Origin of the sequence: Mesorhizobium sp. B2-5-13 (genome assembly GCF_006440535.1) — a bacterium.
GTDB lineage: Bacteria > Pseudomonadota > Alphaproteobacteria > Rhizobiales > Rhizobiaceae > Mesorhizobium > Mesorhizobium salmacidum.
This window is the reverse complement of the sequence record NZ_VFUI01000003.1, coordinates 300,252-322,945: the sequence shown is the minus strand read 5'-3', so window position 1 is coordinate 322,945 and position 22,694 is coordinate 300,252. Positions and strand designations below refer to the sequence as shown.

The window sequence follows — 22,694 nt, the reverse complement described above, 5'->3', positions numbered from 1 at the left end:
ATTCCGATGCTCAAGCAAATCAGACCCGCGATCATCATGATCATCTTCTTCACCGTGCTGACCGGGCTCGTCTATCCCATCGGCATGACCAGCATCGCCCAGGCGCTGTTCCCGCGCCAGGCCAATGGCAGCCTGATCGAGAAGGACGGCAAGGTGGTCGGCTCCGAACTGATCGGCCAGGCCTTCGCCAGCGACAAGTATTTCCACGGACGACCTTCGGCGGCGGGCAATGGCTATGATGCCGGCGCCTCGGGCGGCTCCAATCTTGGCCCGACCAATCCGAAGTTGATCGAGCGCATCAAGGACGATGCCGGGAAGCTGAAGGCGGAAAATCCGAATGCGCCGGTGCCGATGGACCTGGTGACCACATCCGGCAGCGGCCTTGATCCGCAGATCAGCCCCGAGGCCGCTTATTTCCAGGTTCCGTGCGTGGCCAAGGCAAGGGGCATCGACGAAGCCAAGGTCAAGGCGCTCGTCGACAGCCAGGTCGTGGACCGGGAGTTGGGCGTGCTCGGCGAGCCGGCGGTCAATGTGCTGGCTCTCAATCTAGCGCTGGATGCCGCGAAATAGGTGATGGCCGGCGCCGGGGATCGACACGCTCCCCGGCGCCATTCATGATCGGACCCGATGCCGGACAACAGAAGCTACGTCGAAAACAGACCATCTCCCGACGCGCTGCTAGAGCATGCCGGGCGGGAAGGACGCGGCCGTCTGCGCATATTCCTGGGTGCGGCACCGGGTGTCGGCAAGACTTACGAGATGTTGATGTCGGGCCGTGCTAGGCTGGCCGACGGTGTCGACGTGGTGATCGGCGTGGTCGAGACGCATGGCCGCAAGGAAACCCGGGCCCTGGTCGAGGGGTATGAAGTCATTGCCCGCCGCAAGGTCGATTACAGGGGGCGTGTCCTCGACGAGATGGATATCGATGCCATCCTTGCCCGGCGTCCGGCGCTGGTCCTGGTCGACGAACTCGCCCACACCAATGCGCCCGGCAGCCGCCACCCCAAGCGTTATCTCGACGTCCAGGAAATCCTGGCGCGGGGCATCGACGTCTATACGACGCTCAACGTCCAGCATGTCGAAAGCCTGAACGACGTCGTCGCCCAGATCACGCGGGTCAGGGTGCGCGAGACGGTGCCCGATTCCATCATCGACCAGGCCGACGATGTCGAAATCATCGATCTGACGCCCGACGACCTGATCAAGCGGCTGGGGGAGGGGAAGGTCTATTTCCCCAATACGGCGCAGCGTGCCGTCGAGAACTATTTTTCGCCGGGCAATCTGACCGCGTTGCGGGAATTGGCGCTGCGGCGTACCGCCCAGCGCGTCGACGAGCAGTTGCTCAACCACATGCAGGCCCACGCCATCCAGGGACCGTGGGCTGCCGGGGAACGGGTTCTCGTCTGCGTCGATGCGCGTCCGGGCGGGGCGGCCCGCATTCGCTACGCACGCAGGCTGGCCGACAGGCTTCGTGCGCCATGGACGGCACTTCATGTCGACACGCCTCGCTCGGCCGGCATGTCCGAGGACGACAAGGACAGGCTCGCCACACTCCTGCGCTTGGCCGAGCAGCTCGGCGCCGAGGTGACGACCATTCCGGGCCAGAGCGTCGCGCAGGACATCGTTCGCCATGCGACGGCGAACAATTTCACCCACATCGTGGTCGGCAGGCCGACCCGGTCGCGCTGGCGGGAACTGATCGAGGGATCGCTCACCTATGATCTGATCCGCAATGCCGGCGACATCAGCGTCCATGTCATCTCCGGAACGGAGCGGGACACCGAGACGCCTTCCAGGAGAGTGAGCGCGGCAGCCGAGCAGAGGCAGTTTCAGGCCAAGCCGTATTTGCTCGCCACGGCTTACGTTGCCGGATCATTGGCCCTCAGCACTGTTCTCGACCAGTTCCTCGACGTTCGCAACCTGGCGATCGTCTTCCTGCTCTCCGTGCTGACCTCGGCGGTGGGCGGTGGTCTCTGGCCGGCGCTTTACGCCTGTTTCCTCAGTGTCCTTGCCTTCAACTATTTTTTCCTCGAGCCGCGCTACACTCTGACGATCCGGGATCCCGAGAGCATCGTCGCGATTGCCGTCTTCATCGCCGTTGCCGTCATCGCCAGCAACCTGACGGCGCGCGTCCAGCGTCAGGCCGCCGCCGCCCGCTCACGGGCGCGGGCGACCGAGGACATCTATCTGTTCTCCAAGAAGCTCGCGGGCGCCGGCACGCTCGATGACGTGCTCTGGGCCACCGCCTTCCAGATAGCCTCGATGCTGAAGCTGCGCGTGGTGCTGCTGCTGCCGGAAGACGGCACCATCACCGTCAGGGCAGGCTATCCGCCCGACGACACGCTGGCCGAGGCCGACATCGCCGCCGCCCGCTGGGCCTGGGAGCACAACCGTGCCGCCGGACGCGGCGCCGACACGCTGCCCGGCGCCAAGCGCCTCTATCTTCCCTTGCGTACGGGACGCACGGCAATCGGCGTCGTCGGTCTCGACAATGACAAGCAGGGCCCCCTTTTGACGCCCGAGCAACAGCGGCTGCTCGACGCGCTGGCAGATCAGGCAGCGGTGGCGATCGAACGCGTCCAGCTCGTCGCCGATGTCGACCGCGCCAAGCTGGCCGCCGAAGCCGACCGGCTGCGCTCGGCGCTGCTGACATCGATTTCGCATGACCTGAAGACGCCGCTCGCGGCCATCATGGGGGCGGCAGGCACACTCAAGGAGTTCGCGCCCGACCTGCCCGAGCAGGACAGGGCGGAGCTTCTGTCGACGGTGATCGACGAATCGGAACGGCTGAACCGCTTCATCGCCAATCTGCTCGACATGACTAAGATCGAGTCCGGTGCGATGGAGCCGAATTACGCCCTTCACTATCTGGGAGATATCGTCGGTACGGCACTCGACCGTGCCCGCAAGATCGCCAGCGAACACAAGATCGAGGTCGATATTCCGCCCGACCTGCCGATGCTGAGGCTCGATCCCGTGCTGTTCGAGCAGGTCCTGTTCAACCTTCTCGACAATGCGTCGAAATATTCGCCGCCGGGCTCGGCGATCCGCGTCCAGGCCTGGGTCGACAATGGCTCTGTCATCGTGCAGATCATGGATGAGGGGTCGGGCATTCCGGCGCAAGACCTCGAACGCGTGTTCGACACCTTTTACCGGGTGCGCAAGGGTGATCAGGTGCGCGCCGGCACCGGGCTCGGCCTGTCGATCTGCCGTGGCTTCGTCGAGGCGATGGGCGGCACGATCGCGGCCGCCAACCGGACCGACCGCCCTGGTGCCGCCTTCACCATCAGGATGCCGGTGCCGGCGCAAGCGCGCGGTGTCGGCAACCGCGGCGACGAACCCGGCGTGGACCAGCCTCGATGACCAATTCGAATGTCAGGATACTGGTTGTCGATGACGAGCCGCCGATCCGCAAGCTGCTGCGGGTCGGCCTTGCCAGCCAGGGCTACGGGGTCAGCGAGGCGCCGAACGCCAAGGTGGCGATCGAGCTGATGGAACAGGAAAAGCCGGATCTGGTGTTGCTCGATCTCGGCCTGCCCGGCATAGGGGGCCACGACCTGCTGCGCAAATGGCGTGACGAGGGCGTCGACATTCCCGTCGTCATCCTCTCCAGCCGCACCGACGAGGCCGGCATCGTCAGCGCGCTCGAACTCGGCGCCGACGATTATGTCACCAAGCCGTTCGGAATGAACGAACTGGTGGCGCGCATCCGAGTTGCGCTGCGCCACAAGTTCCAGCAACAGGGCGAAAAGCCGGTTTTCCAGAGCGGCGACCTCAGCGTCGATCTGGTCAAGCGCATCGTCAAGGTCGAGGACAGAGAGGTGAAGCTCTCGCCGAAGGAGTACGACATACTGCGCATCCTGGTGCAGCATGCCGGCAAGGTGCTGACCCACCACTTCATCCTGAAGCAGATTTGGGACGATTCGACAGATGTGCAGTATCTCAGGGTCTATGTGCGCCAGCTCAGGCAGAAGATCGAAAAAACCCCCGACCAGCCGCGCTACATCACCACCGAGACCGGGGTCGGCTACCGCCTGCGTGTCGAGTGAATAACCTGTCCGATAGAACCTGCGTCAGCCGATGGCTGCGAGCGGCCGATTTGCCGCCGCCGATATCCGCAAGGCGGCGAGGCAGCCGAGAACGCCGAGCGGCACGAAGGCAAGGAACAGCCAGCTCGCGACACCAGCGGCCGCGTCATGGTTCAGTCCTTGCGAAAAACCGCTGGCATTGGCGACAATGCCGGCAAGGGCGGCACCGACGGCATAGCCGATGCGCTGCATGGTCGGCACCGCGGCCGAGGCGATGGTCTGTTCGTCGTCCGGGGCGGAGGCGACGATGACGCGGGTCAGGAACGGCCAGGCAATGCCGAAGCCACCGCCCTGCAACAGGGCGCAGACCAGGATCAGCGCGATCGAGCCCAGTGGTATCGTGTAGGCGAAGCCGGCGATGCCCGCCGCGATCATCAGTGCGCCGCAGACGATGATCAGCCTTTCGCGCCGTGGCGGCGCGTTGGCGACGAGGATCGACAGGATCGACCAGGCGATCGATTCGGCGGCGATGATGTAGCCGGTGGTCAGCAGCGGAATGTCGTGCAGGCTGGTCAGCAGCAGCGGCCCGTAGACGCCGAAGGAGCAGGTCGCGGTGGAAAAGGCGGCGACCATGGTCATGCCGGCGCCGACCGGCGTGCGCCATGAGAACAGCCGCGCCGGGAAAAGCCGGGAGCGCGGCTTCAGCGCATCGATGTAAAAGAACAGCGCGAGACCTGTCAGCCCCAGCACGATCAGCAGCGAGGAACGCGGCAGGGCGATGTCGACGCCGGCTGAGGCGATCAGCACCACGGCAATGGCAAGGCAGCCAAGCGCCATGAACGGAAAAGGCGGCGCCTTGCCGGCGCTCGTGCTGGGTCTTGTCGCTTCCGGCGTGTCGAGCACGAGGAAGCTTGCCAGCGCCATGGCGGTGCCGCCGAGAGTGAAGACGCCGAAGGCCCAGCGCCACGACAGCAATTCGGTCATAACAGCGCCGAGGAGCGGACCGCTGAACGCCGCGACGCCCCAGATCGCCGACATGATGCCGAAAAGCTGCGGCCAGATGGCACGCGAAAACAGCCGTTCGACCGAGACGAAGGCCAGCGACACCAGCGCGCCGCCGCCCAGCCCCTCGATCAGACGGCCGGCCAGGAACAATTGCATCGAAGGCGAGGTGGCGCAGATCAGCGCCCCGGCCGCGTAAAGCAGGGCCGCGACCACCATGTTGGTGCGCAGCGCCACATAGCTCACCAGCCGTCCCGCCGCGGCACCGGCGACGATGGCGCCGAGTTCGTAGATCGCCAGCGACCAGCCGACGAGCTGCACGCCGGCCAGTTCGCCGACCATGGCCGGCATGACGGTCGCCACCATCGTCTCATTGGTGGCATGAAGCAGGATGCCGAGGCTGATGAAGCAGAAGCGCGCCAGGTCGCCGCTTGCCCACAATGCGCGCCAGTCGACCCTGTTTGTGCTGATCTCGGTCATGTCCATCCCTGCTTTGCCTATCTCGATGCAGCCAACGCGAGGCTTCCGGCAGGACCATGCGCGCCGCGTCGAGACGCTGTTTTGCTCGGGACGGGTTTGTAGAACCTCAACCGCGATTGAGCTCAAGCGATTTTTTCGAGATATGTTTGGACCAGCGTCGTCCTGGATGCACCGCTTGCCGGCAAGCATGATTTGCAATCGTGGCAGCGGCGATAGCTGTCCTCGGCGTGGCGTCCCCCAAAAAACAAACGGCGCGGAACCATCCTATTCGGTTCCGCGCCGCAGAGTGAAGGGTCTGGAGCCGAGGCCCCAAACCGCTTATTTGAGCGAGTGGATCAGCTCCAGCGAAGTCACCGCCACGGCGAGATTGACGCCGGTCTGCGCCTGGACGCTGAGCGGCTCCAGCATGAAGGCGCTGTCGAAGCCACCGACGAGCAGGTTGGCGCCGCCGCCGGTCACAACGCTCGCCTCGGCGTTGACGCCGTAGTAGCTGCCGGCAAGGTCGCCCGCGTCACGGTCGCGCGTCGCGGCAAAAACCGCCCAGATGAGCTGGCCCTGATGCGTCTTGCCGACATCGACACCGAGCTTCGAGATGACGCCTGTATAGATTTCCGACGGCCCGTGATGATGGGGCCGGAAGACGCAGGACACGCCCTTGTTGGACGTCACGATATAGCCGGTGCCGCCATCGATGGTGCAGTCGAGCGTGCCGAGTTGCAGCCTGCCGGCGCTGGCCGGAGCGGCAGCGAAAACGGTCGTTGCAAGAGCAGCGGCGCAGACGAGTTTCTTGATCATGGGGAGGGTCCTTTCGCAATCAGTCTTCAGTAACGTCTCGAGCGCCGCGACCGTTCCGCCGAAAACTTGGCGCGAACAAGGCAGGGGTTAACGGCTTGTCGCAGGGGTTAACACACGGTCGCCGGATTGGCGGCGATCCGCCGCGCCGCGTGTCCTTTCGCACACGCACGATGCAATGGGGCGCTTGGCGCGGGCTGGCGGAAGCCGATGTCAGCTGACGCGGGCGAGGCCGTCCTTGGCCGGCTGATAGGTGGGGTTGAGGCGCACGGCCTCGCGATAGGCCTTCGCCGCCTTTGCCTTGTCGCCGCGCCGTTCGTAGATCAGCGCCTGGTTGGCCCAGGCCTCGGCGTTCTGGCCGTCGAGCTTGATGGCCATGTTGAAGTCGGAGAAGGCGTTGTCCTCGTCGCCGGTCGCAAGATAGGAGAGGCCACGGCCGTTGTAGGGCTCGGCGGCGTCAGGGGCCAGCGAGATGGCGGTCGAGAAGTCCTCGATGGCGAATTTGTGCTGGCCCTGGCTCTGATAGATCAGGCCGCGATTGTGATATGCGCGGGCATCCGTCGTGTCGAGCTGGATCGCCTTCTGGAAGTCGGCGAAGGCATCCTGGGTGCGGCCCGCCTTGCGGTAGAGATTGCCGCGGCCGATATAGGCGGCGTCGTAATTGCCGTTGATCTGGATCGAGCGATTGTAGTCCGCGAGTGCGGCTTCCTGGTTGCCGAGGAAGCGCTGGATGAGGGCCCGGTTCGAATAGGCCTGGTAGAAATTCGGGTTGAGCTGGATGGCCTGGTTGAAGTCCTTGAGCGCCTGCTGGTACTGGCCGCCGCGGCCATAGGCCGAACCGCGCACATTGTAGCCTTCAGGATCCTGGGGATTGCGCTGGATGACCGCCGACAGCGAGGAGATGTTCTCGCTCGAGCCTTGCGCCTTGTCGATGTTGTTGAACTCGCCGGCCGGGCCCGACGTCTGGCAGCCGGCAAGCACCAGTCCGGAAAGCAGGGCCGCTGTCAGGGCGAAACCACGCAATGCGGTCCCGCGCTCCACGCTTGTTGCGTTCATGTCTGCCCTGTCCTCACTTGCGCCGTCGTTCAGGTCCGGTTCCCCCCTCCGGGCCGGGTCACAATCAAAATAAAAGGGTGGCGGCGATTCCGCATCGCGCCACCCTGGTATCCTTCGAAAAGGACGAAATATTGGCGATAATCAGCGCGGCGGACGCGCTGCACCGGCGGCACCGCCAGCAGCAACCGGACGCGGGGTCATCGGCAGCAGGCCTTCGCGCTGTGCGCGCTTGCGGGCCAGCTTGCGGGCGCGGCGAACGGCTTCGGCCTTTTCACGGGCGCGCTTCTCGGAAGGCTTCTCGTAGTGGCCGCGCATCTTCATTTCGCGGAAAATGCCCTCGCGCTGCATCTTCTTCTTCAGCGCGCGAAGCGCCTGATCAACGTTATTGTCGCGGACGAGTACCTGCACGGGCAATCCTGTCTTTCGGGTTTGATATCAACAGGCAAGCAGCCATAGCCACAAGCCTCCGCGGCGCTCGACACCACGAATTGTGGCGGCTGATAGCAGAATCAAGCCTCGCTGTCCACAGTCGAAATGACGGACGACAGCCAAATTGCCACGGTCGCCTGGAGATAGGGTGCCTGTTACGCCGTGGCCAGGTGCAGCCGCTCGAAATCCTCGAAGAACTCACCGTAATCGCAGGTGATCTCCTCGCCGACGGCGATATCCCGGGTCGCAGTGGCGCCGCCATATTGCGAAAAATCGGTGTTCGGGGTCGCCGAATGGTTCATGAAGCGGCCATTGTCGACCTCATAGACGATGAAACCGGGCTTGTCCGGGCTCGGATAGGCATAACGGTCGAGCAATTCCTTCAGGGGTTGCGGCGCCGTCTCGTATTTGTCCATCGGGATCAGCCGATCGAAATCCGGATCCAGGCGCCAGATCGAGGCGCCCTTCCGGATGGGCTCGGCGGCGAACATGCCGACGCCTTCGATTGCACTCTGGGCGACATAGGTTCGGATCAGCATCATGGTTCCAGGACCCGTCTTGGCAAGAAGACCCGTTTAGATAGAAACGGAATCGCCAAATCGCGCCGAAAAAGCAAGACCGGCGGCCTGCGTCACAACGACGAACAGGCCTGTCCCGGCAAAAAATCCTTCACGTCCGGTTGATCGACACTCCGCCATCCGCAAACAGCGCGGTTCCCGTGGTGAAGCTCGAGGCGTCGGAGGCAAGGTAAAGCGCGGAGCGGGCGATCTCTTGCGGCTGCGCCATGCGCTTCAGGGCGTGGAGGCCCTCGACGAAGGCGCGGGCCTCAGGCGTGGTCGTCGTCGCGCCTGGCGTGTCGGTCCCGCCGGGCAGCAGCGCGTTGACGCGCAGCCCCTTCGGTCCGTATTCGGCGGCCAACACCTGCGTCAATCCGATCAGGCCGGCCTTGGCCGCGGCGTAGGCGGCCATGCCCGGCATGCCGACGGTGTAACCGACAAAGCTCGACGTGAAGATCAGCGAGCCGCCGCCGTGCTCGAGCATGGCCGGTATCTGATACTTCGCACCGAGAAAGGCGCTGGTCAGATTGGTGTCCATCGTTCCGTGCCATGTCTGTGCCGACATGTCGGGGACAGGACCCATCGGTCCGACGGAGCCGGCATTGTTCAACGCGATGTCGAGTCCACCGAAGCTGCCGACCGCCAGTTCGACGAGAGCTTTCGCGTAGGTCTCGTCGATAACATCCCCCGCGAGAGCGACAGCCGTGCCGCCGGCGTCCTCGATTTCAGCGGCGAGTGCATCAAGCTCGGTCTGGCGGCGAGCGGAAATGACCAGCTTGGCGCCTTCCTCCGCGAACAGTTTGGCGGTGGCATGGCCGATGCCGGAACTGGCGCCGGTGACGATGGCGATCTTGTTGGAAAGTGCGAGCATGTTTGGCATCCTTGTCCTTCGCGCCAGCTTTGCCGGCGATCGGATGCTTCGTCGCAAATCGGCAGGACAGCAGCCACCCGAAAACCGCAGAGGCTCGCACCAACTATTGCCGGAGCAGCCAAGCCAATCGGTCCAGCGAGAACACGTAGCTGATGACGATCAGCACGGCCATGATGGTGCCCGTGGCGGCATGGCCTGCCACATGGAAACCGGCCGCGCCGCCGAACATGACGACGAATTCCAGCGCCAGCCTGACAGCGCCGGGCACCTGTACCGGTGCACTCCCTGAACGGCTCGGATCGCCGGGCACGGCAAAAATCCCCCACAACGCTGCAGCGATGAGTGGCAAGGCAAGGGCCAGGACCCAGTGCCACCAGCCCTCGAAAAGGCTCCAGCCTGCCATGCCGAGGCCAAGCAAGGCTGCCAGCTCCAGCAGGAAGCGCAATGTGAGATTCCACCAAGCGTTGCCCACCATCCATCCTCCGAATCCCCGACGCCGGGAAGTGTGACTGAAGGCAATCATCGGGGCCAGACCGGATACCTCTTTTTCAGCGCGGCGCAAAACGGCAAGCGCCGTCGCAAACAGCGCAAGGATGGCAGCGCTGTTTCGCTAGTGATACACCTCGCGCGCTGGGCCGAAGGAAGACCCGGCTGCACTCCGCGAGACCTTTTGGCGCGAGGCTGGACCGTGAAGAAATACTCTGTATTCGCCATCGCCCGCGAGGCCATGCGCGGCCACAAGGGCTGGGAGGAACAATGGTCCTCGCCGGAGCCCAGGAAGGAATACGACGTCATCATCGTCGGCGCCGGCGGTCATGGATTGGCCACCGCCTATTATCTCGCCACCGTGCACGGCATCACCAATGTCGCGGTGCTGGAAAAGGGCTGGCTGGGCGGCGGCAATACCGGCCGCAACACCACCATCATCCGATCCAACTATCTCTATGACGAGAGCGCAGGGATTTACGACCATGCGCTGAAGCTGTGGGACGGGCTCTCCCAGGAGCTCAACTACAACGTCATGTATTCGGCGCGCGGCGTCATGATGCTCGCCCACAATGTGCACGACATCCAGGTGCTGAAGCGCCATGTCCATGCCAACCGGCTGAACGGCATCGACAATGAATGGCTGACGCCGGAGCAGGCCAAGGAATTCTGTCCGCCGCTCAATACCTCGAAAGACGCGCGCTATCCGGTCGTCGGGGCTGCCCTGCAGCGCCGCGGCGGCACGGCGCGCCATGACGCGGTCGCCTGGGGCTATGCGCGCGGCGCTTCGGCGCGCGGCGTCCACATCATCCAGAACTGCGAGGTCACCGGCGTCAAGCGGGCTGCCAACGGCGCGGTCACAGGCGTCGATACGACGCGCGGTTTCATCGGCGCCAAGAAGGTCGGCGTCGTCGCGGCCGGCCATTCCTCGGTCATCATGAACATGGCCGGCGTGCGCATGCCGCTGGAGAGCTATCCGCTGCAGGCGCTGGTGTCGGAGCCGGTCAAGCCGGTTGTGCCTTGCGTTGTGATGTCGAACACGGTGCACGCCTATATCTCGCAGTCCGACAAGGGCGAACTGGTGATCGGCGCCGGCACCGACCAGTATGTCTCCTATTCGCAGACCGGCGGACTTCACATTCTTCAGCATACGCTGGACGCCATCTGCGAGATGTTCCCGATCTTCACGCGCATGAAGATGCTGCGTTCGTGGGGCGGCATCGTCGACGTGACGCCCGACCGCTCGCCGATCCTGGCCAAGACGCCGGTGCCCGGCCTCTACGTCAATTGCGGCTGGGGCACGGGCGGCTTCAAGGCCACACCGGGCTCGGGCCATGTCTTTGCCCACACCATCGCCAGGGACGATCCGCATCCGATCAACGCGCCTTTCACCATCGAACGCTTCCGCACCGGTCGCCTCATCGACGAGGCGGCGGCCGCAGCGGTGGCGCACTGATGATGATGACTGAGATCGCTGTCGCGATGCCGCTGATGCTGGCGGGGGAACAGGGCATGTTCCATGTTCCGACGGCGCAGGAGGTGCGGCTGCAGCCGATCAGCCGTGCCGGAAACGAGACCGGCTGGCCGTTTTCGGTCGACGAGGGAATGCTCGCCTGCGTCTGGAGCGTCGGCCAGAAAGTGGTGATGTTCTATGAGGGCAGGCCGCATGGGCTGGATGAGGACGAGGATTTCCAACCGCGTGGCGTCATCGTTACGACGGATCCCATGCAGCTGACGCTCGGCAACATGGCCAACCGCGATCTCTTCAGTGCGGCGACGAGCGTCGAGGAGCGGCTGCGACTCGTCGCTCCATTCATGACCATGGGCCAGAAGCTTTGCGACCAACCCTCCGGCGCGCGCGTCGGCCACGGCGAATTGTAGGAACAAACACGATGCTTCTCATCCGCTGCCCCTATTGCGAGGAAGAGCGCCCGGAACTCGAGTTCCGCAACGCCGGCGAGGCGCATATCGCGCGCTCGGCCAACATGGCCGGCGAGAGCGACGACGACTTCGAGAAGTTCTTTTTCATCCGCTCGAATCCCAAGGGCATCATTTATGAGCGCTGGCGGCACATGCATGGTTGCGCGCGCTTCTTCAACGCGGTGCGCGACACCGTCACCGACAAGTTCGTCATGACCTACAAGGCCGGCGAGCCGAAACCTTCCAAGCTGCCCAAAAACTCCAACGAAGGGCTTGCCAAATGAGCGGCGCGTTGCGCATTCCCGGCGCCGGACGCCTCAGCCAGGCCAAGACCGCCCGCTTCAGCTTCGATGGCCAGTCCTATGCCGGCATCGAGGGCGACACATTGGCGTCGGCGCTGCTTGCCAACGGCGTGCATCTGGTCGGCCGTTCGTTCAAGTACCACCGCCCGCGCGGCATCCTCTCGGCCGGCGCGGAAGAGCCCAACGCCCTGGTGCAGATCGTGCGTGATGACGCGCGCAAGACGCCCAACGTGCGCGCCACCGTACAGGAACTCTATGACGGGCTTGCCGCCAATTCGCAGAACCGCTGGCCGTCGCTATCCTTCGACGTCGGCGCGGTCAACGATTTGGCATCACCGCTGTTCTCGGCCGGTTTCTACTACAAGACCTTCATGTGGCCGAAGGCGGCCTGGAAGAGCCTTTACGAACCCAAGATCCGCGAAGCCGCCGGCCTCGGCGTTTCGCCCGACAGGCCGGATCCCGACCATTATTCCTCGCGCTACGCCCATTGCGACGTGCTGGTGCTGGGCGGCGGCGCGGCTGGCATCGCGGCGGCGCTTGCCGCGGCGGAGACCGGCGTGCGCGTCATCCTGGCCGACGAGCAGGCCGAGTTCGGCGGCAGCCTGCGCTTCGAGTCTGGCGCGAAGATCGACGGCAAGGACGGCTTTGCCTGGGCGCAAGCGGCGATCGCCAGGCTGGGTGCGATGGACAATGTCCGCGTGCTGCCGCGCACCACGGCGTTCGGCTATTACGCGCAGAATTTCGTCGGCCTGGTCGAGCGCGTCAGCGATCACCTGAAGGCCCCCGGCCACGACCTGCCGCGCGAACGGCTATGGCAGGTCCGCGCCAAGCGCGTGGTGCTGGCCTCCGGCGCCATCGAGCGCCACATGGTGTTCGCCAATAACGACCGGCCAGGCGTCATGCTGGCGGGCGCGGCGCGCACCTTCCTCAACCATTATGGTGTCGCGGTCGGAAAAAATGTCGGTGTCTACACCGCCAATGACTCGGCCTACGGCGCCGCGATCGACCTGAAGAAGGCCGGCGTCAACGTGGCGGCGATCGTCGATTTGCGCGACAACCCGACCGGCCCGGTGATCGACGAGGCGAGGGCGCTCGGCATCGAGATCAATTTCGGCCGTGCTGTGATCCGCGCCGGCGGCAAGTTGCGGGTGTCGTCGATGACGGTGCAGCCGAAGAATGGCGGCGGCGAACGCACAATTCCGGTCGATGCGATCCTGATGTCGGCCGGCTGGACACCGTCGGTGCATCTGTTCTCGCAGTCGCGCGGCAAGGTCGCCTTCAACGACGAGGCCAAGCGGTTCGTGCCCGGCACCTACGCGCAGGACTGCGTCTCGGTCGGCGCCTGCAACGGCACCGACGGACTGGCGGCGACGGTCGACGAGGCCTATGCGGCGGGCGCCAAGGCGGCCAAGGATGCCGGCGCGAAAGCCGCCAAGGAGACCAAACCGAAGGTGGACGCCTCGGAGAGCTGGTCGCGCGGCATGCTGGGTGCGGCGCCCGGCGCCGGACCGGACACGACGGTTAAAGCCTTCGTCGATTTCCAGAACGACGTGACCGCCAAGGACATCCGCCAGGCGGTGCATGAAGGCATGCGCTCGATCGAGCATGTCAAGCGCTTCACCACCAACGGCATGGCGACCGACCAGGGCAAGACCTCCAATATGCACGGCCTGGCGATTGCCGCCGAAACGCTGGGCAAGCCGATCCCGGAGGTCGGCCTGACCACGTTCCGCGCGCCCTACACGCCTGTCACCTTCGGCGCGATTGTCAGCCATGCGCGTGGGCCGCTGTTCGACCCGACACGCAGAACCGCGATCCATCCGTGGGCCGAGGCGCAAGGCGCGGTGTTCGAGGATGTCGGCCAGTGGAAGCGCGCCTGGTATTTCCCGAAAGCCGGCGAGGACATGCATGCGTCGGTCGACCGCGAATGCGTTGGGGTCCGCAATCAAGCCGGCCTGTTCGATGCCTCGACGCTGGGCAAGATCGAAGTGGTCGGCCCGGACGCGGCCAAGTTCATGGAACTGCTCTACACCAATCCGTGGGAGAAGCTGGAGCCAGGCCGCTGCCGCTATGGCATCATGCTGCGCGAGGATGGCTTCATCTATGATGACGGTGTCGTGGGCAGGCTGGCGCCGGACCGCTTCCATGTCACGACGACGACGGGCGGCGCGCCGCGCGTCATGAACCACATGGAGGATTACCTCCAGACCGAGTTCCCGCATCTCAATGTCTGGCTGACCTCGATCACCGAGCAGTGGGCGGTCATTGCCGTGCAGGGTCCGAAATCCCGCGACATCATCGCGCCGCTGGTCGAAGGCATCGATATGTCTGATGAAGCGCTGCCGCATATGTCGGTGCGCGAAGGCAAGATCTGTGGCGTGCCGACACGGCTGTTCCGCATGTCGTTCACCGGCGAGCGCGGTTTTGAAATCAATGTCCCGGCCGACTATGGCCAGGCCGTCTGGGAAGCGTTGTGGGCCGAGGGCCAGAAGCATGGCGCCACCGCTTACGGCACCGAGGCGATGCACGTGCTGCGCGCCGAGAAGGGCTACATCATCGTCGGCCAGGATACGGACGGCACGGTGACGCCAAACGACGCCGGCCTCGACTGGGCGGTCGGCAAGAAGAAGGCCGACTTCGTCGGCATCAGGGGCATGGCGCGGCCGGACCTGGTCGCCAAGGGCCGCAAGCAACTGGTCGGCTTGAAGACCAAGGACCCCAAGGTGGTGCTGGAAGAAGGCGCGCAGATCGTCGAGGACCCGAAGCAGGCAATCCCGATGAAGATGATCGGCCACGTTACCTCGAGCTACTGGTCGCAGAATTGCGGCCGTTCCATCGCCCTGGCGCTGGTCGCCGGCGGGCGTGACCGGATGGGCGACACGCTCTACGTGCCGATGCCGGACGGGGTGATTGAAGTGGAGGTTGCCGGCATGGTGTTCTTCGACGAGACGGGAGGGCGCCTCAATGGCTAAAGCTGCTGCAAAGACGGCCGCGACGGCTTCGCCCTCGGCGGAGCGGCGTCCGGCATTGGCCGGGCGCACTGTCTCCGCAACGGGTGTCAAGGTCGAAGTGCTGCCGCCGGCCCTGCGCATTTCGCTGCGCGCGCCGGAAGCTTCGGTCGCCGCTCTGTCGAAGGCGCTCGGTGTGACCCTGCCGAAGCAGCCGAAAACCTCGGCGTCGAAGAGCGGCCGTACGGCGCTGTGGCTTGGGCCGGACGAGTGGCTTGTCATCGACGAGGCCGGCAAGGACCCGCTCGCCGATTGCGCGAAGGTTTCAACCTTGCACTCGTCGGTCGGCATCTCGCATCGCAACATCGCGATTTCCGTCACCGGCCCGGCGGCGGAAGCCGCGATCAATTCGGGCTGCCCGCAGGATCTGTCGCTCGACGCCTTCCCGGTGGGCGCCGCTTCGCGCACCATTTTGGGCAAGGCCGAGATCGTGCTGTTGCGCACGGCCGACGAGGCCTTCAGGGTCGAGTGCTGGCGTTCTTTCTCGGACTATGTCTTTACTTTCCTGTCCGAGGGAGCCCGCGACGCCGCCGGCTGACCCCGGAACGTTTGCCGCCCGCGTCCGTTGTGCGGCGACAAATCGAGGGAGAACTGCCGATGCCGTCGAGGTCCGCGCCGAAATCGCCGAAAACCGCGGCGGTCCGTTCGCTTGAACATGAGCGGCATCACGAGGCCGACGCCGAAGATGAACTCGAGGAAGGCCTCGAGGACACATTTCCAGCCAGCGATCCCGTGTCGATTACGGGGTCGTCCATTCCCGGCGCACCGGCCAAGCCTGGCAAGGCCAAGACAGTCCCTGGCCGCAAGGCCCGCAAGCCCTGATTTCACAAATTTTGATCGACGACATCTTTCCAAGACCTCATCGGATGCGGTACTCAAAGCGCTTTGGAGAGGAAAAATGCCTGTTAAAGCCGTTGTCTGGGGCGAGAACGTCCATGAACAGACCAATGCCGCCGTGCGCGTCCTCTATCCCTTGGGCATGCACGGTACCATCGCCGCCGCGCTCAACCAGGACAAGCGGATCGAAGCGACCACCGCCACCTTGCAGGAACCCGAGCACGGCCTGAGCGACACGCGCCTGGCGGCCACCGACGTGCTTCTATGGTGGGGCCATGCCGCCCATGGCGAGGTCAAGGACGAGATCGTCGAGCGCGTCCAGAAGCGGGTCTGGGAAGGCATGGGGCTGATCGTGCTTCATTCCGGCCACTACTCGAAGATTTTCAAGCGGCTGATGGGCACGCCCTGTTCGCTGAAATGGCGCGAGGCGGGCGAGCGCGAGCGTGTCTGGGCGATCAATCGCGGCCACCCGATCGCGCAAGGCATCGGCGAATGCCTGGAGATCGGCGAGACGGAAATGTATGGCGAGCCGTTCGCGGTGCCGGAGCCGCTGGAGACGGTGTTTATCTCCTGGTACGAGGGCGGCGAGGTGTTCCGCTCCGGCCTGACCTATCAGCGGGGAGCGGGAAAAATCTTCTATTTCTCACCGGGCCACGAGACCTATCCGATCTATCACAATGAAGGCGTGCAGCAGGTGCTGCGCAACGCCGTGCACTGGGCGCACAACCCCGCCCCGGCATGGTCCGGCATCACCAACGCGCCGAATGTGCCGACGGACAAGGCCAAGGAGAAGATCGTCCAGAAAGGCCTGCGTCTGCATGCCGACGGTGAGAGGGGGCTGAGCTGATGCATCGCCTGCTTTTGCTCGGCACCGGCTGGATCGCGGCACATCATATCGAGGAGTTCGGTCAGGTTCCGAGCTGTACCATCGTCGCTTGCGTCGATCATCTGCCGGGCCGCGCGGCGGCGTTCGCCGCCGCCAACAAAATAGGCAATTTCTTCGAAAGCCTCGAAGCTGCGATCGCTTGGGGCGAGTTCGATGCCGCCATCAACGCGACGCCGGACCAGGTCCACAAGGCGACGACGCTCGCCCTGCTGGCCGCCGGGAAACATGTGTTCTGCGAGAAGCCACTGGCGCCGAACCATGCCGATGCGCTTGCGATGAGCGAAGCCGCCGAGGCGGCCGGGCTCGTCAACATGGTCAACCTGACCTATCGTAACACGCCGGTGATCCACGAGGCGCGGCGCATGGTGGAGGCCGGCGAGATCGGCGAGCTGCGCCATGTCGAGGCGAACTACCGGCAAAGCTGGCTGGTCAGCAAGTTCTGGGGTGACTGGCGGGTCGACGACAAATGGCTGTGGCGCCTGTCGAGCCGGCACGGTTCGACGGGTGTTCTGGGCGATGTCGGCATCCATATCCTCGACTTCGCGACCTATGGCGCGGCCCAGGATATCGTCTCGCTGCATGCCGATCTGGTGACGTTTCCGAAGGCGGAGGGCGACCGCATCGGTGACTATGTGCTCGACGTCAATGACAGTTTGGCGGTAACGGCGCGGCTCAGCTCAGGCGCGCTGGCCACGATCATGGCCAGCCGCTACACGACGGGCCATGGCAATGATTTGTCGCTGGCCCTGCACGGCACCAAGGGCGCGATCAAGGTCGAGACCGACGGCAAGGTTTCGCGGCTGTCGGCCTGCCTGGGTGACGACGTCGATCAGCACCGTTGGCGGATGCTGACGCCGCCTGACGTCAAGCACAATGCCCGGCGCTTCGCCGATGCGCTGGACACGGGACGGAACGGCGATCCGTCGTTCCGGCGCGCCGCCGACATGCAGAAGCTGATCGACGCGGCCTTCGAAAGTTCAGCGGCCAAGCTGCCGGTCTCGATCGCCTGAAATCACCATCTGGCCGGCTGAGCCGGCCAGACTTTCGGAAGATCTCAGTAGGCGCTCGGCATGATCCACGGGTTCACCGTGATCCCGAGCCTAGGACCCTTGCCGTCGGTTGTGGCTTCCGTGGAAGCCTTCTTGTCGACCGATCCGGTCGAAGTGCAATCGAGCTTCACATTGGTCTTGGTGTCGACGCAGGTCGCTGCAGTCGAATGCTTGACCGCGTGGGGGGTGTTGTTGGCGGCAAAGGCCGAACCCGAAAGCGCCAGGACGGCGGTGAGGGTGAGGAGTGTCTTTTTCATGGTCAGTCTCCGTGTTCGACGAGGTGAATTTGTTCCGTACATGTACGTTGCTTTGTACAAATACGTCCGTCGATCGCGAAGTTCAAGAGAAATTGTACACGTACGGTAGACTTTTTGTTAACCAAGAAATCCGCCCCATTCTGGCTGGGAGAGGCGGTGAGGAAATCTGGAGAAACGAAGAGGTCGCGCTCAGCAGTTGACCGGTGTTTCGGTCAACGGCGGCACATCTTGCGTGCTGAGCGTGGCAAGGGTGAAATCGCACATCCGCTTCACGAAAGCCTGCGCGTCGCCGAAGGGATAGAAGGGGAATGTGATCAGCAGCGAGATCGTGCCATGGCCGACCGCCCACAGCATGGTGGCGATGGCGCGCGGATCGCCACGCAATTTGCCGGCGGCGACGCAGGCCTCGACCCTGCTGATCAGCACCTTCATCGCCGGGTTGCCTTCCTCCATGTCCTCGTAGCTCCTGCCTTCCGGCAGCTTGGTCTTTTCGGTCATGAAGACAGTGCGGTATTCGTTGGGATTGCCGAGCCCGAAGGCGGCATATTCGGTCATCACCGCCTGCAAGGCCTCGATCGGATCGTCGGACGGGTGCTCCTCGATGCGCCGGGCGAGCGTTTCAAACGCGTCCTCGGCCAGCGCGAAGAGGATGTCCTGCTTGTCGGCGAAGTAGGAATAGACCGACATCGGCGCGTAGCCGACCCGCTTGGCCAGCTTGCGGATGGTCAGGCCTTCATAGCCTTCTTCCTGGACGAGCTTGTGTGCGGCCGCGACAAGCTCCGAGCGCAGTTCGGCCTTTTGTTTCTCGCGGCGTTTCTGGAGGCTCAGCGGCAAGTCCGTTGCCCTTGTCTGGTTGGTGCCTTGGCTAAATTATATACGCTGTACGGAAACGAACAAGGGCGCCGCGGGTTCCCAAGCGGCAGGCGTCAGAAGCGACCCATCCCGTCTCCCCTTACGCCTGCTTGTTGATCAGTTGGACGGCGAGGTGCGAGAGCAATTTCACCGCCTCGCCATAGGTTCTGGCCTTCTCCGGGTTGGAAGCGTTGCCGTCGAGCGCCCGCTTGTAGACACCCTGGCAGATTGCAGCCAGCCGGAAGAAGGAGAAGGCGAGGAAGAATGTCCAATTGCCGATGCCGGTCAGCCCACGTCGCCGGCAATAGGCGGCGACATAGTCTTCCTCGGAAGGCAGGCCGAGTGCCGAGCGATCGATGCCGCCCAGGCCGCGAAAGCCGGATGCATGCGGCAGGCGCCATTGCATGCATTGATAGGCGATGTCGGCGAAGGGGTGGCCTGATGTCGACAATTCCCAGTCGAGTACCGCCAGTACCCTCGGCTGGTCCGGCGCGAAGATCAGATTGTCCAGCCGATAGTCGCCATGCACAAGCGAGGCCCTGACGTCATCGGCCGGCTTATGCATCTCCAGCCAGGTAATCAGTTGGTCCATGTCGGCAATGGTACCGGTTTCGGAGGCACGGTACTGGCTGGTCCAGCGTGCCAGCTGCCGCTCGAAGTAATTGCCGGGGCGGCCGAAAGCGCTGAGACCCACAGCCTCGACATCGACATCGTGCAGTGCCGCAAGCGTGCCGTTCATGGCATCGTACATCGCGGCGCGCTCATCGTTGTCGCGGGCCTCAGGCAGTGCCGGATCCCAGAAGATGCGGCCGTCGATGAAATCCATGACGTAGAACATGCGGCCGATGGGCGAATCCTCGGTCGACAGGTGCAGCATTTCGGGCACTGGCACGGCGGTGCCGGAAAGCGCCTTCATCACGCGGAATTCGCGGTCGACCTGGTGCGCCGATTTCAAGAGTTGGCCTGGCGGCTTGGCGCGCAGCACGTAACGGCCGCTTGCCGCCGTCAGGAGATAGGTCGGGTTGGATTGGCCGGATTTGAATTTTTCGATTGCCGCGAGCCCGGAAAAGCCCGGGATGTGCGCCTCGAGGTAAGGCGCAAGCGCCGCCTGGTCGAGCGCGTTCGGGTCGCTCATACCGTCTCGGGCTGACGTTCAAGTAAGGTCAGCGTCAGCCAGCGGGCGGTCAGCGCCGGCTTTTTGGAACCTTCGATCTCGATGGTCACGTCATGCGCCGTCTGCACCCAGCCCGATGGCCTGACCTTGACGTCGGCCAGCACGAAATGGGTGCGGATGCGCGCGCCAGTCTTCACCGGCGCCAGGAAGCGCAGCGAATCGAAGCCATGGTTGACGCCCATCTTGCCGTTTTCCAGCGGCGGCATGGTCTCGAACGTCATCGCCGACAACAGCGACAGCGACAGGAAGCCGTGCGCGATGGTGCCACCGAACGGCGTTTCGCGCTTGGCCCGCTCCGGATCGCAGTGGATGAACTGGTGATCGTCGGTGGCGTCGGCGAACTGATCGATCATGCGTTGCGTGACCACGCGCCAGGGTGAAACGCCGACCTCCTTGCCGACACTGGCCAGAAGCACATCGAGACTGATCGGTTCCACGCTCATGTCCTCCTGTTTCACTCCCGGCTTCTGCGGCCGGAAAATGTCATTCCTTGAATAAGGTCAACCCATGCTGCACCGACTGCCCGCCGTCGATCGGCAGGATGGCGCCGGTCACATAGCTGCCTGCACGGCTGCACAAATAGAGCGTTGCGCCGGCAATGTCATCCGGCGTGCCGATGCGGCCGATCGGGACATGGCCGCCGACATGCCTGGCCTGTTCGTCCGTGCCGGTGGCGAATGCGGTCATGCGGCTCTGGAATGGGCCTGGTGCGAAGGCGTTGACGGTGATGCGGCGGCCAGCGAATTCGAACGCCAGCGTGCGTGTCAGATGATGCACGGCGGCCTTGGAGGCGGTGTAGGAATAGGCATCGTCGGCCAGCGGCTGCGTGCCCATCACCGATCCCAGATTGATCACCCGGGCCGGATCGGCTTCGCTTGCAGCAGCATCAAGCAGCGGCAGCAATTCGCGTGTCAGATGGAAGACCGCGGTGACATTGACGCCGAACACCTTGGCCCAGGCGTGATAGGGAAAGCTCTCCAGCGGCGCGCCCCAGGACACGCCGGCATTGTTGACCAGAATATGCAGTCTTTCGGTCCGTGCCTTGACCTCACCGACCAGGTCGGCAATGCCAACCTCGCTGGAAATGTCGGCGGCAAAGCCTTCCGCCCGGCCCGGGGCGCCAAGTCCGTTCAACTCGCTGGCGACCTTGATGCAGTCCTCGCCCTTGCGCGAGGCGATCATGACGCTAGCGCCGGCCTTGACCAGCGCGGTTGCCGCCATGCGGCCGATGCCGGTCGCCGCTCCCGTCACCAGCGCGGTCTTGCCGGCAACCGAAAACAGCTCATCCAGATAGCTCATCCAAATTCTCCGCGCCTTCGCCCGCGGGCAAAACAGTTCGCGTTGACAAGGCTATCCGAAGTACGGTCATCCTTGCCACGGATAAAATGCCCGGCCTGCATGAAGGGTTAGCGACCGATGACGCAGATGAATCTCGGCATGACCGAGCGGCTGAAGCCGATCCACGCACGCGTCGCGGCCATGGTGCGCGACGAGATCATGCCGCTCGACAAGGAGTTCCTGGGCGAAGTCGGCAAGGCCGGCGACCGCTGGGTCTACAGCAAACGCCAGAGCGAGATCCTCGAAGGGCTGAAGAAGACCGCACGGGAGCGCGGCCTGTGGAACTTCTGGTTGACCGGCTCGGAACGTGGCTACGGCCTGTCCACTGTCGAATACGCCTATCTGGCCGAAGAGATGGGCAAGGCGCATCTCGGCGCCGAAACATTCAACTGCTCGGCACCGGACACCGGCAATATGGAGGTTCTGGAACGCTACGGCTCGGCCGAGCACAAACGGGAATGGCTCGAACCGTTGCTGGACGGAAAAATCCGCTCGGCCTATCTGATGACGGAGCCGGATGTCGCCTCCTCCGACGCCACCAACATTTCCATGCGCTGCGAGCGGCAGGGCGGCGACTACGTGCTCAACGGCGAGAAATGGTGGGCGTCGGGCGCCGGCGATCCGCGCTGCGCCATCTACATCGTCATGGTGCGGACCGGCGGCGATGACGAGCCGCAGCACCGCCGCCATTCGATGATCCTGGTACCCTCGGCCACAAAGGGCGTGACCAAGGTCCGCGCCATGCAGGTCTATGGCGACGATGATGCGCCGCATGGCCACATGCATCTTCGCTTCGACAATGTGCTAATATCAGCGTCGAACCTGATCCTCGGCGAGGGCAGGGGCTTCGAGATCGCGCAAGGCCGGCTCGGCCCCGGCCGCATCCACCACTGCATGCGCGCCATCGGCCAGGCCGAGATGGCGCTGGCGACGCTGTGCCAGCGTTCCGTGCGCCGCGAGGCCTTCGGCCAAAAGCTGGCGAAGCTTGGCGCCAATTTCGACATCATCGCCGAATGCCGCATGGAGATCGAGATGGCCCGCCTGCTCTGCCTCAAGGCGGCATGGATGATCGACCAGGGAGACGCGCGGGCCGCCGCTCCCTGGATCAGCCAGATCAAGGTCGTCGCGCCACGCGTGGCGCTCAAGGTCACCGACGAGGCGGTGCAGATGTTCGGCGCTCAGGGCATCAGCCAGGATACGCCACTGGCGCGCTCGTGGACGCATCTGAGGACGCTGCGCCTCGCCGACGGGCCTGACGCAGTCCATCGCCGCCAGGTGGCGCGTACGGAGTTGAAGAAATACACGCAGGAGAAGCTCTGAGCGGCAGTTCGGCTGGCCATATACCGGTTTGCCTGCGGCAACCAAGGAGT

Annotated in this window: 24 protein-coding genes; 12 read left to right on the top strand and 12 right to left on the bottom strand. The window is 64.1% G+C overall.

Translation table 11 applies throughout. The features are described from left to right. Positions 1 to 6 precede the first annotated feature (6 nt). From kdpC to FJ434_RS07640, 3 genes are read left to right on the top strand one after another with little or no spacing between them, the layout of a single operon-like run. Complete coding sequence (kdpC, locus tag FJ434_RS07650) at positions 7 to 570, top strand: potassium-transporting ATPase subunit KdpC (protein WP_140745262.1); 564 nt, start codon at positions 7 to 9, stop codon at positions 568 to 570. 57 nt (positions 571 to 627) lie between these two features. Continuing rightward, a complete protein-coding gene (locus FJ434_RS07645) occupies positions 628 to 3,363 on the top strand; it encodes a sensor histidine kinase KdpD (protein ID WP_140745264.1) in 2,736 nt (911 codons plus the stop codon). Beyond that, on the top strand, positions 3,360 to 4,049 hold the full coding sequence (locus FJ434_RS07640; protein ID WP_140504348.1) for a response regulator transcription factor: 690 nt from the start codon (positions 3,360 to 3,362) through the stop codon (positions 4,047 to 4,049). Before FJ434_RS07645 ends, FJ434_RS07640 begins: the two co-directional genes overlap by 4 nt. A gap of 24 nt (positions 4,050 to 4,073) precedes the next feature. On the opposite strand, the gene FJ434_RS07635 is transcribed toward FJ434_RS07640, so the two are convergent. From FJ434_RS07635 to FJ434_RS07605, 7 genes are all read right to left on the bottom strand, one after another. After that, positions 4,074 to 5,510: an MFS transporter gene (locus FJ434_RS07635; protein ID WP_140745266.1), complete on the bottom strand. Its 1,437-nt coding sequence runs from the start codon at positions 5,508 to 5,510 to the stop codon at positions 4,074 to 4,076. Positions 5,511 to 5,828: 318 nt separating this feature from the next. Further along, on the bottom strand, positions 5,829 to 6,305 hold the full coding sequence (locus FJ434_RS07630) for a DUF992 domain-containing protein (RefSeq protein ID WP_027142989.1): 477 nt from the start codon (positions 6,303 to 6,305) through the stop codon (positions 5,829 to 5,831). A 210-nt stretch (positions 6,306 to 6,515) separates the two neighbouring features. Beyond that, positions 6,516 to 7,358 carry a tetratricopeptide repeat protein gene (locus FJ434_RS07625; RefSeq protein WP_140504345.1) on the bottom strand — a complete coding sequence of 281 codons (843 nt, stop codon included), beginning with the start codon at positions 7,356 to 7,358 and terminating at the stop codon, positions 6,516 to 6,518. Between the two features lie 141 nt (positions 7,359 to 7,499). Then, a complete protein-coding gene (gene rpsU, locus FJ434_RS07620) occupies positions 7,500 to 7,766 on the bottom strand; it encodes a 30S ribosomal protein S21 (protein ID WP_010911429.1) in 267 nt (88 codons plus the stop codon). Between the two features lie 176 nt (positions 7,767 to 7,942). Further along, positions 7,943 to 8,329, bottom strand: coding sequence for an SET domain-containing protein-lysine N-methyltransferase (locus FJ434_RS07615; protein ID WP_027142987.1), 387 nt, complete (start codon positions 8,327 to 8,329; stop codon positions 7,943 to 7,945). 127 nt (positions 8,330 to 8,456) lie between these two features. Beyond that, positions 8,457 to 9,215, bottom strand: a complete 759-nt coding sequence (locus tag FJ434_RS07610; protein ID WP_140745268.1) for an SDR family oxidoreductase — start codon at positions 9,213 to 9,215, stop codon at positions 8,457 to 8,459. Positions 9,216 to 9,318: 103 nt separating this feature from the next. Further along, entirely contained in the window at positions 9,319 to 9,690 is a 372-nt protein-coding gene (locus FJ434_RS07605) for a DUF2568 domain-containing protein (protein ID WP_246672606.1), read from the bottom strand. Positions 9,691 to 9,903: 213 nt separating this feature from the next. Here FJ434_RS07605 and FJ434_RS07600 point away from each other — a divergent pair, with 213 nt between their 5' ends. The 8 genes from FJ434_RS07600 (at position 9,904) to FJ434_RS07565 (ending at position 17,664) form a co-directional block, all read left to right on the top strand. Beyond that, positions 9,904 to 11,157, top strand: a complete 1,254-nt coding sequence (locus FJ434_RS07600; RefSeq protein ID WP_140745270.1) for a sarcosine oxidase subunit beta — start codon at positions 9,904 to 9,906, stop codon at positions 11,155 to 11,157. Positions 11,158 to 11,159: 2 nt separating this feature from the next. Next, a complete protein-coding gene (locus FJ434_RS07595) occupies positions 11,160 to 11,582 on the top strand; it encodes a hypothetical protein (RefSeq protein ID WP_140745607.1) in 423 nt (140 codons plus the stop codon). Between the two features lie 11 nt (positions 11,583 to 11,593). Further along, a complete protein-coding gene (locus FJ434_RS07590) occupies positions 11,594 to 11,905 on the top strand; it encodes a sarcosine oxidase subunit delta (RefSeq protein WP_140711976.1) in 312 nt (103 codons plus the stop codon). Further along, positions 11,902 to 14,895 carry a sarcosine oxidase subunit alpha gene (locus FJ434_RS07585; protein ID WP_140745273.1) on the top strand — a complete coding sequence of 998 codons (2,994 nt, stop codon included), beginning with the start codon at positions 11,902 to 11,904 and terminating at the stop codon, positions 14,893 to 14,895. Before FJ434_RS07590 ends, FJ434_RS07585 begins: the two co-directional genes overlap by 4 nt. After that, positions 14,888 to 15,469 carry a sarcosine oxidase subunit gamma gene (locus FJ434_RS07580; protein WP_140711972.1) on the top strand — a complete coding sequence of 194 codons (582 nt, stop codon included), beginning with the start codon at positions 14,888 to 14,890 and terminating at the stop codon, positions 15,467 to 15,469. Before FJ434_RS07585 ends, FJ434_RS07580 begins: the two co-directional genes overlap by 8 nt. A gap of 59 nt (positions 15,470 to 15,528) precedes the next feature. After that, entirely contained in the window at positions 15,529 to 15,753 is a 225-nt protein-coding gene (locus FJ434_RS07575) for a hypothetical protein (RefSeq protein ID WP_140711970.1), read from the top strand. Positions 15,754 to 15,829: 76 nt separating this feature from the next. Then, positions 15,830 to 16,615, top strand: coding sequence for a ThuA domain-containing protein (locus tag FJ434_RS07570; protein WP_140504335.1), 786 nt, complete (start codon positions 15,830 to 15,832; stop codon positions 16,613 to 16,615). Continuing rightward, positions 16,615 to 17,664, top strand: a complete 1,050-nt coding sequence (locus FJ434_RS07565; protein ID WP_140504333.1) for a Gfo/Idh/MocA family oxidoreductase — start codon at positions 16,615 to 16,617, stop codon at positions 17,662 to 17,664. The genes FJ434_RS07570 and FJ434_RS07565 overlap by 1 nt, the downstream gene beginning before the upstream one ends. Before the next feature lie 44 nt (positions 17,665 to 17,708). Here the strand turns inward: FJ434_RS07565 and FJ434_RS07560 are convergent, their stop codons facing one another. From FJ434_RS07560 to FJ434_RS07540, 5 genes are all read right to left on the bottom strand, one after another. Further along, entirely contained in the window at positions 17,709 to 17,960 is a 252-nt protein-coding gene (locus FJ434_RS07560; RefSeq protein ID WP_140745275.1) for a DUF680 domain-containing protein, read from the bottom strand. A gap of 189 nt (positions 17,961 to 18,149) precedes the next feature. Further along, a complete protein-coding gene (locus FJ434_RS07555) occupies positions 18,150 to 18,794 on the bottom strand; it encodes a TetR/AcrR family transcriptional regulator (RefSeq protein WP_140504329.1) in 645 nt (214 codons plus the stop codon). A gap of 118 nt (positions 18,795 to 18,912) precedes the next feature. Further along, positions 18,913 to 19,947 (bottom strand): phosphotransferase, encoded by a 1,035-nt coding sequence (locus FJ434_RS07550; RefSeq protein WP_140745277.1) that lies wholly within the window; start codon positions 19,945 to 19,947, stop codon positions 18,913 to 18,915. Continuing rightward, positions 19,944 to 20,429, bottom strand: a complete 486-nt coding sequence (locus tag FJ434_RS07545; RefSeq protein WP_281405562.1) for a MaoC family dehydratase — start codon at positions 20,427 to 20,429, stop codon at positions 19,944 to 19,946. The genes FJ434_RS07550 and FJ434_RS07545 overlap by 4 nt, the downstream gene beginning before the upstream one ends. Positions 20,430 to 20,469: 40 nt before the next feature. Next, positions 20,470 to 21,285 (bottom strand): SDR family oxidoreductase, encoded by an 816-nt coding sequence (locus tag FJ434_RS07540; protein WP_140745279.1) that lies wholly within the window; start codon positions 21,283 to 21,285, stop codon positions 20,470 to 20,472. 117 nt (positions 21,286 to 21,402) lie between these two features. Between FJ434_RS07540 and FJ434_RS07535 the strand changes: the two genes are divergently transcribed. Then, positions 21,403 to 22,644 (top strand): acyl-CoA dehydrogenase family protein, encoded by a 1,242-nt coding sequence (locus FJ434_RS07535; protein ID WP_140745281.1) that lies wholly within the window; start codon positions 21,403 to 21,405, stop codon positions 22,642 to 22,644. The last annotated feature ends 50 nt before the right edge of the window (positions 22,645 to 22,694 follow it).